This is a genomic window from Halorussus sp. AFM4, from assembly GCF_051194995.1.
Classification (GTDB): Archaea; Halobacteriota; Halobacteria; order Halobacteriales; family Haladaptataceae; genus Halorussus.
Window position 1 is genome coordinate 91,116 of the sequence record NZ_JBNTJT010000004.1, and the last position, 16,175, is coordinate 107,290.

The 16,175-nt window shown below is 56.1% G+C and carries 8 protein-coding genes; all 8 read left to right on the forward strand.

What is annotated here, in order from left to right; genetic code table 11:
* Positions 1-65: 65 nt before the first annotated feature.
* The 8 genes from ACQUQF_RS17905 to ACQUQF_RS17940 all read left to right on the forward strand — a co-directional run bounded on the left by ACQUQF_RS17905 (position 66) and on the right by ACQUQF_RS17940 (position 16,128).
* Complete coding sequence (locus ACQUQF_RS17905; protein WP_435180497.1) at positions 66-3,344, forward strand: helicase-related protein; 3,279 nt, start codon at positions 66-68, stop codon at positions 3,342-3,344.
* A gap of 2 nt (positions 3,345-3,346) precedes the next feature.
* The gene (locus ACQUQF_RS17910; protein WP_435180498.1) at positions 3,347-5,089 is read left to right on the forward strand and encodes a Zn-binding domain-containing protein; all 1,743 of its coding nucleotides are present in this window, start codon (positions 3,347-3,349) and stop codon (positions 5,087-5,089) included.
* Positions 5,079-5,981 (forward strand): phospholipase D family protein, encoded by a 903-nt coding sequence (locus ACQUQF_RS17915; RefSeq protein ID WP_435180499.1) that lies wholly within the window; start codon positions 5,079-5,081, stop codon positions 5,979-5,981. Before ACQUQF_RS17910 ends, ACQUQF_RS17915 begins: the two co-directional genes overlap by 11 nt.
* 201 nt (positions 5,982-6,182) lie before the next feature.
* The gene (locus tag ACQUQF_RS17920; RefSeq protein ID WP_435180500.1) at positions 6,183-10,829 is read left to right on the forward strand and encodes a DEAD/DEAH box helicase; all 4,647 of its coding nucleotides are present in this window, start codon (positions 6,183-6,185) and stop codon (positions 10,827-10,829) included.
* Positions 10,826-11,740: a hypothetical protein gene (locus ACQUQF_RS17925; RefSeq protein ID WP_435180501.1), complete on the forward strand. Its 915-nt coding sequence runs from the start codon at positions 10,826-10,828 to the stop codon at positions 11,738-11,740. The genes ACQUQF_RS17920 and ACQUQF_RS17925 overlap by 4 nt, the downstream gene beginning before the upstream one ends.
* Positions 11,737-12,558 (forward strand): hypothetical protein, encoded by an 822-nt coding sequence (locus ACQUQF_RS17930; RefSeq protein WP_435180502.1) that lies wholly within the window; start codon positions 11,737-11,739, stop codon positions 12,556-12,558. The genes ACQUQF_RS17925 and ACQUQF_RS17930 overlap by 4 nt, the downstream gene beginning before the upstream one ends.
* The gene (locus tag ACQUQF_RS17935; protein ID WP_435180503.1) at positions 12,555-15,464 is read left to right on the forward strand and encodes a TFIIB-type zinc finger domain-containing protein; all 2,910 of its coding nucleotides are present in this window, start codon (positions 12,555-12,557) and stop codon (positions 15,462-15,464) included. The genes ACQUQF_RS17930 and ACQUQF_RS17935 overlap by 4 nt, the downstream gene beginning before the upstream one ends.
* A complete protein-coding gene (locus ACQUQF_RS17940; protein WP_435180504.1) occupies positions 15,454-16,128 on the forward strand; it encodes a hypothetical protein in 675 nt (224 codons plus the stop codon). The genes ACQUQF_RS17935 and ACQUQF_RS17940 overlap by 11 nt, the downstream gene beginning before the upstream one ends.
* Positions 16,129-16,175 lie beyond the last annotated feature (47 nt).

The following is a 16,175-nucleotide window of genomic DNA, read 5'->3' on the forward strand; positions in this document are numbered from 1 at the left end:
ACGACCCGTGTCCGTCGCCCGACTCCTGGATCGGCCTGATCACCGATCCCGAGTCATCTTCAACGATGAAGTTACGAAGGGTAACAACGACACTCGAAACCCAAGTTGAACAGCTACTTCAAGAACAAACACCGCACACGCGTGACCAGGATGCGCTGAACATCCAGTCACAGCGGCAACTCAGCGACGCGACGTACCGCGTTGACGAACTGCCGGGACAGGTCTCGGACGCGAACCACTTAGTTCCGCAGCCGGTCTCGACGGACAACCGCGAGAAGTCGTGGCGGTACCCGCCGCATATGGAAGCGTCGGTGTTGGTCCACAAGGACAGTCTCGAAGATGCCGAACTAGAGATTGGGGGTACGATCCACCGTGCCGGTTTCCTCACCTACCGTGAGACCCGGCCGAACTACACTGGGCGCATTACCGGCAGCTCGGCTATCTACACGCCGGGTTCTTTCACCTCAGTCGATATCGGCGGTTCGACGGTCTCGCTGCGAACCGAGACCGAAAACGGCGAAAAATACGAGGACAAGAGCGTCCCGCTCCAGGGATATGAGTTGTCCCTCAAGTCGCCGATCAACCTCGGCGACCTCTGGACGAACGACGAGTCCGCCCGCAGGACAGCGACACTCCAGAGTGAGTCGGTTCCGATTCGACTCTACGACCCGGCCACCGACACCACGGAGATCGCCACCATCGACGCAGACGGTACTGTCACCGACCCGGTTACGGTCACGCCGTACACCGAAGACTCGAACCGCGAAGCGGCCTACATCACCCTTGAGCGAGGCACTATCGCCCTCGCACTCGAAGTGACGCTTGAGACATCGACGACGTACACAGACTATGCCCGCGTGCGCGTCAGACTCCATAACACGGGTGCTGGGTCAATGCCGAGTCAGGGCTACCGACTCGCCGAGAAGTCACAGTCCGTGTTCAATCCGAACCTTCAGCTGTCCTTCCGCGGGGCCGAACTGAAGTTCCCGAATCAACAGCACGCTGACGCTATCGAGGACGCTGTCGATGGCCGGGGAGAAACCAGTCAGCAGGACCGCGAGGAGATCGAGGCTACCTACACCCAGGTCAATGGAACGCTGACCCAATCCGTCTCCGACGAGTCGACGTTCCTGCTGACCCCGTACGGCGTGTACGATTACCACCGCGAGCTTCCGGTCGAGAGCTACACCATCGAGTCGCTGACCGAAAGCCGCACCGGGCTCCAAGACCGACTCGACGGCCTAACCGACGAGGAACGCGCCGCGGTGGCAGACGCTGATGGCCTTCTCGAACTCGCCCGGCAGGTGCTCAATGCCGTGCCGGACGGATTCGACCTATCGGCCACCGATAGTCTGTACGCGTTCCAGTGGGAGGCGATCCAACGCCGACTTGCCATCCTGGCGACCGACCAGCAGGAGACGACGGTCCTGAAAGCACCGACAGCTGCAGGCAAGACCCTACCGTTCCTCGTGAACGCGGCGCTGACGGCGCTGTACCAGGATACGCGGGTCGTGTTGGCGTTTCCGACGAGGCTCCTAAACGAAGACATGAGTCAGCGGGTGATGCGATTCACCTACGCGCTTCGGAAGGTGATCGGGCGCGAGGACCTCTCGGCTGGCCTGCTCGTGGGGCAGTCCGACCCGCTGTATGGATCACTCCGTGACATCGAGGAGGGTGAGACACTCGCACAGTACGACCGCTGTCCGGCCTGCAACACCCGTGGCAGTGTCGTCGCTGCGGAACAGTCTGACCGCGTCATCGGTCACTGCGAGGACTGTGGACACGATATCGACTACGTCTACCACCCGGGTGAGGCAGTCGCCTACCTGCCGACGTTCACTGTCGCAACGCCGGACAAGTTGTTCTACGAAGCGACTGTCCGCGGGTACGAAAGCCAGCCGTACGGTAAGCTCCCGTTTTTCGGCGGCACGTACCTCCCGTGTGACCGTTGTGGTGCGGCCGCGTCGGTTATGAATCCGCATCCGGACTGGGACGACGTTACCTGCCCGCAGTGTGAGAAGGCTATCCCGCTCGATCCGGACAATTACGAACACTCACCGATTGGCCATTGGGTGTTCGACGAGGTCCATTCGCTTCACAATCTGACAGGGACTCTCCTGTCGATCTTCCTGGAGCTACCGGACCTGCTTTACAGCAAAATCCAGGGTCACGACTACCATCGAGACGGGTACTGTCACCAGCCGACGTTCGAGACCGGGACGGCGACGATCGCTAACGAGACCGAGTTGCTGTCGGCCATCACGAGGACGGACGAGACAAACATTCGTCCGATTCCGGCAACCGGCGACTATCGTGACTTCTTCGACGTCGACGAGGACTCAGTTCGCTACCGAGTGCTCGCTATGTTGCCGGTTGCAACCTCGAATCGGCAGTCCGTCCAACGAGGGATCATCGCAACCCATGATGCGACCCACAACGACGACGACTATCGGGCCGCCTTACAGCACGCACTTGACGCCGCAGGTCGCGGGGCTGACCTCTCGGCCTATGAGTTCCTTCTGGGGTACGTCTACAAGAAGGCAGATGGGCGTGCACTTCAGACGAGCATCGCCGACAAGAGCCGTGAGCGTATCGACAAGGCGCTGACTCCGCCGTTCCTGAGCGGCGATACGGGCAACGAGGAGATGGGTGAACTGTTCGAGCAGGCCCAGGAGGGTGACCTTTCGGTTCTCCTCGCTAATCTCGTCATCTCGCTCGGCGTGGACATCGAGACGCTCAATCAGATGATCATGTTGGGTGCCCCGAAGCAGATGACCGAACAGGCACAGACGGCTGGCCGAACCGGTCGCGGTGATGCCCCGGGGCACGTGACGATACACCTGTTGCCGTCGAACCCGCGAGACGCGTACCTCTACACCAACTTCCATAGAGTGATGGGCGACATCGAAGGGTACTACGAGACCTACCCGATCCAGCCGACCAACGCCCACGCGGCAGAGCTGTTGGTGCCGAACCTGCTGAAGGCCGTCCTTGCCGGCCTCTCTTACGAGGAGTTCGCTCTCACCGCGAACACCGCCGCGCAAGCCCTCTCCGACAGCCGACGCAACGAAGAGATCCAGGCCGACCTCCTTAGGCTGTTGCGGACGTCGGATACCGACAAGGCGCTGGTCGCCGAGATTCACGACGTCATCACCACCGCACTCGGTGAGTACGCTCACGAGTGGGGTCGCCTGGACGAGTCGCCGTACCTCTCGAACTGGTTCCAGGGCCAAGACGAGCTGATGTACACCCTGCGAAAGAGCAGTGACAGGTCGGTCACTGTTGACATCGAGGAAGACGGCGTCCTACACGAGATCAACACCGACTACACCGTTACAAACTAACAATGAGTAATAACTACACACTCACAGAGTATCAGGTCATCTTCGGTCAACACGACGGTGGGTTCCTGACCCGTGATGGCACGCGGCTGCGTGTCGACCGTGTCACTGGCTGCAGTCCGTTGCAGCACCACCCGATGACCGAAGTCGTCGCTGAAGCCATCGACGACGCAGAGCGCGCAAACCGAGATCATACTCAACGCAAAAACGCCCGCTTCCGGGAACGATTCGGGGCGGGGCCGAGTTCCTCGACCGGATCGGACAGTGAACAGGGTGCCGACGGCACTAGCAGTGCTGGTTCGGCACTCGAAGAGATGCTGGGCGGCACCGATGATGAGACGTCCACAAACGCGGACGAGCATCCGGACCCGCACCCGGACGGTGGCACGACTGCTGCAACCAGCGGCGGTCGAGACTGGGTCATTCCGCCGAGTCAGGTCAAGCTTCTTGAGCTCACCAAGGACAGCCGTGTTCGGGCGAGAGTGTCGCCGCAGACGTTCCGGTGTCCGCGGTGTGACCACTTCGAGGTCCTGGACCCGTCGACGAGTGACCTCACCTGTCCGGACTGTTCGGAAACGCTCCGGCAGTATCCGCTGGTGTATGCCTGTCCGCGGTGTGCGAACGTCGAGCCGATGCAACCGTGGCAGGTCAGCATCGACGACAACCACATCGGCACGATCAGATGCGAGGACTGTGGTAAGGGGCACTACGACCTGCACCACGACCGGTCGCTGAGCACTGCGCAGTTCGAGTGTGTCCAGTGTGACGCGACTCGTGATGTCCGGCGCTTCTGTCAAGAGTGCCATATCCCGTCGGACGAGGACGGCGAAGATGGTACGCCGTCGGTCATGAAGCCGACGCCGACCGACGCTAACAGCCTCATCACGCCGATGGTCAAGAGCGCGCTGTTCATCGACGGTGACCACATCTCGCTGGCGACGCTCCTTGACGCTCACGACGCGAATCACGACCCGTATCGCTGGCGTGTGTCAGACCTGCCGACCCACCAAGAGAATGTTCTCACGGACTTCTGGGGTCTTTCCGGGCTGTTCACCGTAGAGAGCGTCAACTCCCTGACCGCCGTCTACGGTTACCGGACTAGTGTGACCGCCAAGGGAACGGACATCGATGACGACGACCGCCTGATCCGAACCTTCGACCACGACGACAACACGAAGCGTGCCTACGTCGTCCGGTCACGGGGTCGTGGGCTCGTCTTCGACCTCGATGTCGACGTTCTGTACTCGGTCGCTGAAGAGATTGCTAGCGATCTCGAGGGCGACACCTACACCCAGGTGGCTCGCAATGAACTCGAAACACTCTGTGACGCGCCGGTCAAGGAACTAGTCGACGGCGATCACGATCTTGTTGTGATTCCGCTGTTACACGCGCTTGAGCACGCTCTGTTCGAGGCGGCAGCTCACGAGATTGGCATGGACGATGTCCTCGGGAGCAAACTGCTCATCGAGGATGGTGCCGTCATCCTCTACGAGCGTGAAAACGTCGGTGCCGGCGGACTGGCCCAGCTGACACTCGACGGCGAAGGCCGTGTGCTCCAGAAGTTCCTCCGGAAGGCTGCCGAACATCTGTCGGCCTGTGGGCAACTCTGTGAGAGCGGCTGTCCGTCCTGTGTGTACGCCGACGACTTCGACTGTCGGCCGTACCTGCCGAGTGAAGTGAACCGCTGGGTGCCGCCGAATGCACTGCTGAACAGGGACTATGCGGACCAGTTCATCAATGCGAACTGACGCCATCTACGAGTGGCTTGCTGACCAGCTCCGGGAGTACGCGCATATCTCGCGCGCGGACATCGACGACAAGCTCGATGACAACGCAGAGGATGCGTTGTTCTTCCTTGAATTCCTTGTGACCCGCGGTGTCGTCCGCTCGGAGCGTCGAGCGGATGCGATGGTCTACACACTCGTCGACGCGCCGGCGCTTGAGAAGATCATCGACGCCTACCTGACCGGCGAGTCCGATTCCGGGACTGACGCTGGACGAATGTCGACGGACACGCTTCCGACGGCCCGGCAGGCTGTGGTGAGCGTGCCGTTGGATATGCAGCCTGATCTCGATGATCTCCGTGCTGACCATCCGAGCGTCGACGTCTGCACGCTTCGAGAGGCGGTAATCACCGTGTTACAGGCCGCCGAGAACGAAGTGTGTCTCGCAGTCCCGTTCTTTGAACAGTCCGGGCTCAACGCGCTGCTAGACCACGTGACCGATCTCGCGGCCCGAGGAATCGATCTCCGAGTTCTGACTCGTGACGTGGAACAGGGTGATGGCTACGACCACACGAATAAGTGCCGGGCGCTTGCGAAGCTCACGGATCTGTATGGAGCCAACCAGCAGGTCGGCGCGAACCTTAGCATCCGGGACTTCGGGAGCCGCATTCGTGGCCACCCGAACGAGCCGTCACGGCATTACCGTGGTATCCATCAGAAAATGGTCATCGCGGACGAGACAGTCGCCTACGTCGGCAGTGGTGAAATCCGGGAGAACTCTTTCCTGACGAATGGAGAGGCCGGTGTACTCACTGTTACCACGGCCGAGGTGGCGTTCTGGCGGGACTTCTTCGACCTGTTCTGGGAGGAGGCGACAGACGTCGAAAAAACCGTCGCACGAGCACAATCTCACTAACATCGCTATCATATCGGCTTCAGCGACTGAGGGTTCGACTGCATCCGTCATCGGATAGCAGTTTTATGTCCCGCCCATAAACCAACCAGACAACCAACCAACGCCTCACAAATGCAAACACCTCAAGATACGCTTGCGAGCGCGAAAGACCGAGCTGCAGAAATTACCTGGTGGAACCGCCGGATGACGAAATTAAACCAGGTGAACGGAATCACGAATGCCCAGTCGTTCGTCGAGAACGACCTGATCGAACAGAAGGGTCCATACGTCGAGTTCGTCGATGCTCCGGAGTTCCACGATCAGCCGGCGTCGGAGTTTCTTAAGGGCCTCGGCTACCGTGACGAGATAATCGATGCTGTCAACGATGAACTCTTCGGTGGCAAAGAGGGGTCACTGTATCAGCATCAGGCCGAAATGATCGAGCAGATCGAGACGACGGACCGCGACAACGTCCTCGCCGTACCGACGGCTACCGGGAAAACGGAGGCCTTCTTCTTCCCTATTCTAAATCACTGCCTCTCGACCCAGGAGGACGGGCTGAAGTCGATTATTCTCTATCCGATGAAGACCCTGGGCGTGGATCAGTTAAATCGATTCATCGCCTATCTCGACCAAATTAATCGCTATCGAAACTCCGACGAACGGATCACAATCGGTATCTGGGACGGCGACACGCCTACCCGCGTCGGTACACGAGACCACGAAGTCGAACCGGGGTCCTACATCCGTGGGCTTGAGGATCCACGGAACCCGGATGACAAACTCCGAGTGCTGGGCGAAACGAACGTGGGGACGGACGATAACCAGTACCCCTGGATACGGGTTACCCGCGATAGCATCCGGCGCGGTGTTGATATTCTGCTGACCGTCCCGGAGGCACTCGACTATATGTTCATCAGTGACAACGATGAAACCCGGGATGTACTCGGAAATACGCCCGGAGAACATCCCGTTGAGCACATCGTCTTCGATGAGGCCCACGTTTGGAGCGGGATCCAAGGTGCGGCGGTTTCCCTTCTCTCCCAGCGTCTCAAGCACTTCTACGACGACCGGGATCCCCAGATATCGATGGTCTCCGCCACGGTGGATAACCCGCGAGAGCTGGCGAGTTCGTTGACTGGGACGGACGAAGACGAAATTAACACGATTGGGTTCACTGGAAGAGACTTTCCGACTCTTGGCGAACCTGATTTCGGACGGTTTTCTCCCTGTGACATCGCCGATCTTGTTCACGTACTGGCACTCGCAGTCGGGGACATCGATGATCCGACGAGCCATCTTAGAGAATACGACCTCGAAGATGCGCTCTCAACGGCGCGTGAAGTCGGCCTTGTAGCAGACGAGAAAATTGAAATTAAGACCAATATTGGAGAGTGGGCAACTGACGCTATCGAAACGAGACTCCTGTCACTGGCTAGAACGGAGTTTGATGACGTCGAGTCAGTACTCAACTCCGTCAAGGGACGGAACGAACTCGTCGAGGCCGTTATCGACGAGAGCGGAACCAACAGTGGCTGGTACGAATATGTACTGACAAACGTCCCTGAAGTCGCTGCGTTTGCTACGTGGTTCGAGACGGACACCACTGGCGTCGTTGGCTTCAAATCCTACGACCAGTTGCTGACTCGCGCTCGGAACCAAGGCGTCGAAGACCCTGAAGGGGTCATTGAGACGGTTATGGCATTCGGGCGTCTCGCGGGTGTCGTGACCGAGAAATATCACGTCTTCCTAAAACCTCCTTACAAGGTGTACTGGTGCCGAGAGTGCGAGAAAGTGTTCCGCGACAGCCGTTGCCCCGAATGTAACCGCCGTCTCCCTGAAGTGCAGTTTTGCCGTCGTTGTCATGAACCATATGTTGAGATTGATCCCGGAAACGGTGACGAGGAGTTCGCACCCATTAGTGTAGGATCTCCTGTTGATTCTTGTCCTGGCTGCGAAAAATGGGTGAATCTTACAGATGCGGGTGTTCCGACATCATCTCTGCTCTCGTATATGCTAACGGAGGTCTGCCGGCACACCCCATCGAAAAAGACTCTCGTGTTCTCCGACTCACATAGCTCTGCTGAGAGCGTCGGTGATCGGATAATCGATACGGAGTACGGATTGATGGCTGAAACACTGTATTTGCAGGAGTTAATCGAAGCCGGTGGGAAGAAAGACAATTACGAGCTCTTCAATACCGTCTCGACTCGGCTTCGAGAGGAGTACTGGGAACCTCTCATTCAGAACGAGATCGATGAGGACGGAACGGCGTATAACTTCCTCCGCTCGTTGCTCGACGACATCGAGTCCCACGCGATGTTGCACAACTGCGAGAGCTTGTTGGATGGGGCTCTGGTCACAGCCGATGTCGTCGCTAACCTCGACGATCCGGAGGAGTTAGTTCTCGCACACGAGATATACAAGCTATTCACACTCGGTCAAGGAGCCAGCTTCACCTACAAGAAGGTCTCAATCGATGGCCTGACACGAGAGAAGCTAATCGACAGGCTGGAATCTCGGACCCGATTCACCGAGGACTGGATCGACGAACGGCTGAATCGTCTACTAAGCAGCTTCTTGGAAGAAGGTATCATAACCGAGCAGCCACTTGATGAAGTGAAAACCGCGGTCAGAAACGCGAATCTCGATGACGGTCCGCGCAAACAGGTGCAGGAGTACATTGAAAACGCGCGTGAGCAAATCGAATCAGCGGGTATTATGTCTGAACCGCCAGAAAGCGGCGTGTTCACTCGCATCCCGCGTATAGACAGTTCTTCGCTGGAACTTGTCGAGACGGCAGCGTTCTGTGCTGACTGCTATAGTGCGTATCCAGCCACGAGTGATGGGAGAGGCATCGAAATATGTCACAACTGCGGTGCGAGCCTGGAAACCTATACACGGTTCACCCGGGGTTCCGACGGTGAACTAACTGCCGATCCCGGCTACGCACAGGTTGAGTCTGGCTGGGACTACGCTATTGACCACTGGGCCCACGACGTGGCACGCCCGCTTACGAACGGAGGCGAACCGGAGTTCATCACTGTCGGGATTCACAAAAGTAACATCCCCCACACCCTTCGGGGCGCTATCGAGGAAGGGTTCCGCAAAGACGATCCAGATGTCAACATCGTGAGTGCGACGCCCACGATGGAGCTAGGGGTCGATATCGGGACGCTCGATACGGTCGCTCAGGTCGGAGTTCCGCCGACTTTAACGAACTACGTGCAGCGAAGTGGACGGACAGGAAGGTCGCGGGGAAGTTCCTCACTCGTTATGACCGTTATCCGGGGGAATCATCCCGTTGATGGCCACTACTACGCAAACCTCGATAGCTTCCTCAACGATTTCGAACCCGTTCGGGTACCTGATCCGGAGGACTTCGACGAACTACTTGCCGGGCATGTCGTGACTGAGGTCTTTGCCTATTTAGCCAGGAATCCGCACGAGTCCGGTGTCTTCGAGCGGATGTACGCGCTCTCGGAGCCGAAACACGAGAATATGGGAAGCTTCGTCAGTGCTGTCGAAAAGAATCTCGACATTCTCCAGAGATTCATCCGTGATGAGATGTGGGATACGCTGAGCTCCTATATTCGAGATATCTTCGGACAACGAGGCGTCGAAATTCTCGATGAGGTCTTTAATTCTGATGGACCACTCTCGATGGATCGTCGGACGGAACAAACGTTCTCGCGGCTTACCGCTGCGTCCGGATCGTCAGATACGAACAAGAACATCACGGAACAGAACGGACGGCTTGATCGCTGGCTGGACCGATTGGGCTATCTAGCGAACTACCGAAACTTCGGTCAAGACTTCCCCGTCAAATTCACTGGCCGGCGTGAGAGTATCGAGTTCGAGGCATCTGGGAGGTTATACGATCTGTTCCCGGGTGAGGAGAACGATCACGGTGCAGTGACCACACTTCATGGAACAAAATATCTCGTCAACGACGTTCGTGGATCTTCGACACCCCTCACCGAGATATCGGTATGCAACAACGAGGAATGTGACCGTCCCTTCCAGAGTTATCCACCGAGCGAGACTGAATGCCCTCACTGCGCAACCGAACTTGAGGAAACGAAGGTTCACGGAATCAGTAGTGTAGAGTGCAAAACGGCGATGGGCGGGCAGCGAGGCTATAGCACTCGCGCTCTTATGTCAACATACGTCTCGGAGACCGACGCTTCTCAGAAGACTGAAGACGTCGAACTATTCGGCCTGCCAGCAGAAGTTAACTATGGTCAGCAGGAGGTCACGGACTTCGTATATGCCTTCGAGCGCCGCCACACGAACAGTCCTGACAAAACGATCCTTCGCTCGGAGGCTCTAATCGAACGCGAGTCGAGTTCTTCCACGGAGGACCAGAGCTGGGAGGAGATGCTGGAAGACGTCGAAGAGGAAGTCTATCGACCCGTTGGTCAGCAATATCACACTCAGGGTGTAACGGTAAGCTTTGAGCGGGACGCGTTCGAAGAGCGCTACGAATGGACGACCCACGAAACGAAATCTTGGCCACAGGCGCTCGTCAGTCTTCAACAAGCACTGGAAAAAGCGATTGCGATAGTCGCAGAGTGTGACCGCTCGGACTTCCGGGTCAAGGCGATGCGCACGGCGAACACGGTTGACGTCCATATCGTGGACAGCCGCCAAGGAGGAAACGGGGTCACGTGGCAGGTTCTTCAGAGCCTGTCTGATTTGGAAGCCAGGGTCGTTGAGGTCGCCGATTGTGACCGTTGCGTTGATTACTGCGATGAGTGTCTCCTACTGGCTCGCACTCCTGCGTACTACCTCGAAAAAGATCTCTTGGATCGCCGGATGCTCGCAGCGACCGTCGGGAAAGACGAAGCAGAGGTGGAGAGCATATGAAACCGGAAGCGCTCTTGGACAAATTGACTCGTAATCAGGTCGCGTTCGCTCACGAGCCCGTCAGCAACTCACGCTGGTGGATGCTCCGAACTCTCCCTGCATTACACTATCTCGGGATCGATCACTTCACATTCCCCACATCGTGGCGGCAGCTCGCACAGGGAGGGTCGCAGTACGACTACCTCGATTACGAATACCACGTCACCGGTAATATGGAATTGCCGGGCGGCGCAGACCTCTGTGTCATCACAAACGAACACTACGAAACTGAGACATCGTACTCCATCGAACATTTGGTCAATAGGTTCACCTCAAGAGAGGGCACACTCGTAGTGATCGCCGATTCTCCACAATTCACGCCTATCGGCGGACAGCGTCCACTGTACCAAGAGCAGTTTACGGAACGAATTGGTAGCGTCGAGTCGTTCTACGAGGCATTCAAACAGCAGTATCGGAGGTATGATTGGGACATGCCTCTGATAGATACCAAGAACGTGTTCATTCAGGACAACGCAAATATCTACGAACTTGTGGCAGGAGAGTCTCTTAGCCGCGCAGAACAGTTGTTTGACGTCCTTCCCGATGCTCCTTATCTACCCCTATATAGTGTTTTCAGCGACATCTTTGCACGGCCGGATGAATACGGAAGCGTACCACTGAATACGGAAGACGAGGTTCCTGGATTGGGACGATGGCTTCGGCGGCGTATCGAGTGGGATCGACAGACGAGTACCTCAATCGCTCGTGAGTTGAACCGGGCCGTCTCACGGGACGGTAGTGTGTTCGACCCATCCTATGCCCGGCGGAGCCCTGCGATGCAGAAAGCGAGAGATAGCACGAGCAAACTTGACCCCCAAGACAGTCCTATCGACGCCAGATACCAGGACTTTCTCACGACGGAGGCACTATGACAGAAGGATACATTCTCAACACGGTTCAGACTCCAGGCCCACTACGGACGGTCTATGACTCAATAGACCGGGGTAATACGACTGAAGAAGAGATCGCTGACGACACTGATCTTCCAGAAGACCTGCGCAGCCAGGGAGTTCGGGGGCTTCAGGAGTTGGGTATGATCGGGAGGCAGGAACCCGACTATTATACGGCTGAATTTGCCTGGGAAACGGGTAATCGAGATCTTGACTTCCGAATGACTGCACTCCACAACTTGGCGATAGAAGCGACACCGGGTGAGTGGGGGAAGCAATCGGTCGTTCTGCTCAACTACCAGTACCTCTTACAGGAGGACATTCAACACCTCCATGCGAGTGACCAAGTTCTGTATGAGGCTATAGACAAATGGGAACACGAACAGCGCGAATACCGACCTCGGTCCCAGCAAGGCCCCATCACACTCAACGAGCCCAAGTTCGTCAACTGGACCCGACTAGCTGATTTCCTCGGATTAATCGAGAAAGCCACCGGCCGCGAATACGTCGTATATCCCGACCCTGAGATGATCTTAGAATCCCTTCGAATCGCCACTGGTGATGAGAGACGGATCGCCATCCAAGAGTACATAGACTGGCTTCAGGAGAACCTTCTACTGATTGATCTTACTGGCGAGCGGGATGTCCCCGCACCCTTCGCTCGTACACTCTACAACTTGATCCGGGAGGAGAAAATCAAGCTGGTCGAATATGGTGATGCTGGCGTAGTCCGTTTAGATCGCTCTCCACGACGGTCCGGCATGGAGAAAGACGCGAATTCAATCGAGGTGATAGCATGAGTTCTTCTGAAGAGATACCGGGAGGGCCGCTGTGGTGTCCACATTTCCAGAAGATCGATGAACGAACCCTGAGACAACTCTTCAGTAAGGTCGCAGCAGTACGATCCGAGAATCGAGAGCTCTTCGATTTCACTCACCGTAGAATCGAAGTTTTCCGTGGGACAAGCACAGAAGACACTGAAAAGTGGGGTGAAGAGAGGGTCTATCAGCTCTTTTCCGAGGACGAACTCGGGAACTTCGTTGTCGTCATCGAAGGTGAAGTGGGGACGGGTAAATCCGAATTGTGTGCGTATCTCTCTCACCAGTTGAACGACGACGGTCGTCCCATCCTCCACATCGACAAAGATGACGATCTCATGTCTATTCTCTCGGAACGTATTCCGGAGTTCTATCAGGAGCACTTTGAGGAACCACTCCCAGGAGCGTCTGAATTCAAACAGCTCAGGGACGATATCACGAACAACCCCCAGACTGTCGCTAACAATGCTACTTCAGGTGCACTACTGAACCTTGGTAGACAGGGCTACGAGACTACCCATACAAGGGAAGACGAGGAGGCCATTCGGGATTTCATCCAGGAAAAACTACAGCTCCTCGTTGAACGCGGGGAGTACGCTCGTGAGATCAAATTCGTTACTGAGGGCGAGTACAAACAACAAGAGGAACTCCGCGTCTTCCCCGATCACGTCTCTGCTGATGAGGCGGTCGAATCCTTTAATAAGGAGTTGTGGCGCGAGATCCGCGACAGGTATGACACCGCGTCGTTAGACGACGTGCTCGAATACGTCGGCAGTCAGTTCGAGGACACCCGGCCAGTCATCGTTTTTGAGGACTTCGCAATAGCCTCGATGGAGGCCGAGCGACTCCGTAACTACATGGAGCGAGATAAACCCGATGACAACTGGGATTTCATCGTCGCGGGAACGCGAGACTCCACGGAAGTGCTCCATACACGGACGGCCGAGGACCGATTCGAATTCTTCCAAACAAACAAGCGCCACTCGAAGAACGTTCTATTCCTCGACGAGCCGTCTGCTGTTGACTTCGCCCGTCCATATCTCGGCTACATCAAAGCCCACGACGATAGCGTTCGATACGATAGAGAGAACGGCGACTTCGAGCTTCTGCCCGCACCGGACGGATCTCTCTGCGCAGAGTGTGGCTTCTGCGACGAAGCGTTCCGTGACCTGTTCCCGTTTAACCAGGTCTTCCTTCGCCGAATCTACACGGGCTTAGACGAAAGTCAGCAGTCACCGCGAGAGTATATTATGGAGATCTTCGAAGTTCTGGAAGAGTGGTATGAAGGTCATGCCAAAGCACCCTCAAGCGCAAGCTCCCTCCGACGGCTTCGGAATACCGTATCCGCGGCAGACGAAGTGTACGAAGAGGCCGAAGAGTTTGCGGACTTAGCGAAATGGTACGGTAGCGTTGAAGATGATCAAATCACGGTTGATCGGCGCTTTGCGGAAGCGTTCCACCTTCTAGAAGACGGGGCCCCTGCCGTTGTCGATGTAACCGATGACGGTATCATCATTCCCAGTGCGGGGGTTTCCCCCTCTGAGCCGGAAATACAGAGCGAACAGACGGAAGAAGACGACGAGGAGTCGTCTAGTACCGACCAAACAACGACACCGGAGAAGAGTCGTGTCGAGAAGCTAATCGAGAAACACAACGGCTTAGTGGATTCTTGGCTCGAAAATCCAGAAGAATACGCTAAGACAAACCGCTTCATCCGACAAGGGCTCAGGGATGCTATCGAACATCTCACGGACGGGTTCAAACTTTACGAAGGAACCAAACTCGAATATCGTCTTAGCAGTCAGAAGGATCCGTTCGTCTACGTTGAGAGTGATGACTCACCGGAAATAGATCAGATTCTGCTTGACAGACGTGACTTCAGAAGATCTGACCTCCGGAAGATACTCAAATACGGAATCCGCCGGGTAGAGGAACCGCGGAGTGCTGACGTTGATTCGCTTCTCACAGAGTGCGGGACTCAGTTGATGTACTACGCCCTACAGTGGCGTCAAATGCTGATTGAGGAATATCTTAACGGGGAGAAGGTGTTCTACAAAGGGAGTGCAGATTATGACTTCACGGACTTCGTTTTAGCTACATACGTCCATCTCGTGATGCTTGACTCTCCGTGGCGCAACATCGATGCGACCGCGATTAATGAACGCTTCAGCGAGGACGACGCTTTCTCGGTTGATCCGCATCTCGAAGAACAGATTACTGAGATCCTCTCGCAGGAAGAGTACGACCACATCAAGACAGCGATGGACTCCGCCGATCACATCGAAGCTATGGTGGGAAAACTACTGGGCGTCTCTGGGGGGAGTCTAGACGTTCCGAAGATTCGGAGACGGCTGGATCGGAACCCACCGTACGAGGTTCTCGACATGCTCGGTCGGCAATACATCGCAGAGATAGATAGCCGCGTTCGATTCGGACAAGAGGCTTATGTCCGGTCGATTGCGGATACGATGTACGATGTACGCCAAGCTCTCGAAGAGGTAGCGGACCACGGCTACGACCGTGAACTGATAGAGGAGATCAACTCGGAATTCTCCACGCTCAATATGACCCGAGTTTCCGAACTCGTGTCTAATCTCAGAACCTATGATAACGTGAATCCGGATCTCCAACAGGAGCTGGCGAAGTTTGTTGATTTCTCTCAGGCAGACATCGATATGGCTGTTGAGGCCGCTGATACCGCCGATACTCTCCGTATGGAAAACACTCAAGATCAGATTCAGGCAGCACTGATCTCTCTGAAGTTGGCAGCCACACCAGTCGTGAAACGGTTCCGTTCTGTTCCAATCGATGGTGCGAGCAGTAACGGTGGACACAGGGGAGGTCTCGGTGAGCGGTTCAAGGAGGTGAGCGATCACTATGTCAGCTAATTCCAGTACGTTTCAGGAACAGCTAGAGACGATTTACGAACAGCACCGGCGACAAGGCCTGGAATCAGAACTAGACGAGCTCGCAGAAACGATGGAGGAAACGATTCTCGAACGAGTTCTTACTGAAGCCTTCTTCCGGACTGAAGTTGAGATAGACTCTGAGGCGAAACACGCGGTCGAAGAGGCTAGATCTCTGTTAGAGCACGACGATTACGATGCTCTCGCAGAACGACTTCCCGAAACCCGCGAAGCTGTCGAAGCTCAACGGAGGGAGGTCAACAACTTCGTTCACCAAGCGAGAATCGACGTCCACAACACTGTCCGAGGCATGATTCGGTTGAACCAGCGGGTTGAGCGGGTAGATCAAGACAAGTTAGATGCACTCGATACCCTCCTCGATAACTGGAACTGGGAGTCACAGATTGAAGGGGATCAAATCGATCAGCGGAAAGAGGAGGCCAGAGAGTACGGTCACTTCATGCGTCAATCACTAGAGGAGGCAAAGGACGCTCTGTTTGGCCCATACCGGGATACACCGCTTGATGATCTCGTTGACCGGTTATTAGACGACGAACGGCTAACGTTGGCAGCGCTCTCAGAAGAGGAACTCAATCGCCTCCATGAGTCCGATCTCGCAGACTATCTCGAAGTGACTCTCTCATGATCGCCTCTCGTGGAAAGATTGATTGCGGCATCGTGTCCATCTCCAAC

Bases quoted from the DNA above. Each gene is read 5' to 3' on its own strand.
- ACQUQF_RS17905 (WP_435180497.1), top strand. From the start codon at position 66: ATGAAGTTACGAAGGGTAACAACGACACTCGAAACCCAAGTTGAACAG.
- ACQUQF_RS17910 (WP_435180498.1), top strand. From the start codon at position 3,347: ATGAGTAATAACTACACACTCACAGAGTATCAGGTCATCTTCGGTCAA.
- ACQUQF_RS17915 (WP_435180499.1), top strand. From the start codon at position 5,079: ATGCGAACTGACGCCATCTACGAGTGGCTTGCTGACCAGCTCCGGGAG.
- ACQUQF_RS17925 (WP_435180501.1), top strand. From the start codon at position 10,826: ATGAAACCGGAAGCGCTCTTGGACAAATTGACTCGTAATCAGGTCGCG.
- ACQUQF_RS17930 (WP_435180502.1), top strand. From the start codon at position 11,737: ATGACAGAAGGATACATTCTCAACACGGTTCAGACTCCAGGCCCACTA.
- ACQUQF_RS17935 (WP_435180503.1), top strand. From the start codon at position 12,555: ATGAGTTCTTCTGAAGAGATACCGGGAGGGCCGCTGTGGTGTCCACAT.
- ACQUQF_RS17940 (WP_435180504.1), top strand. From the start codon at position 15,454: ATGTCAGCTAATTCCAGTACGTTTCAGGAACAGCTAGAGACGATTTAC.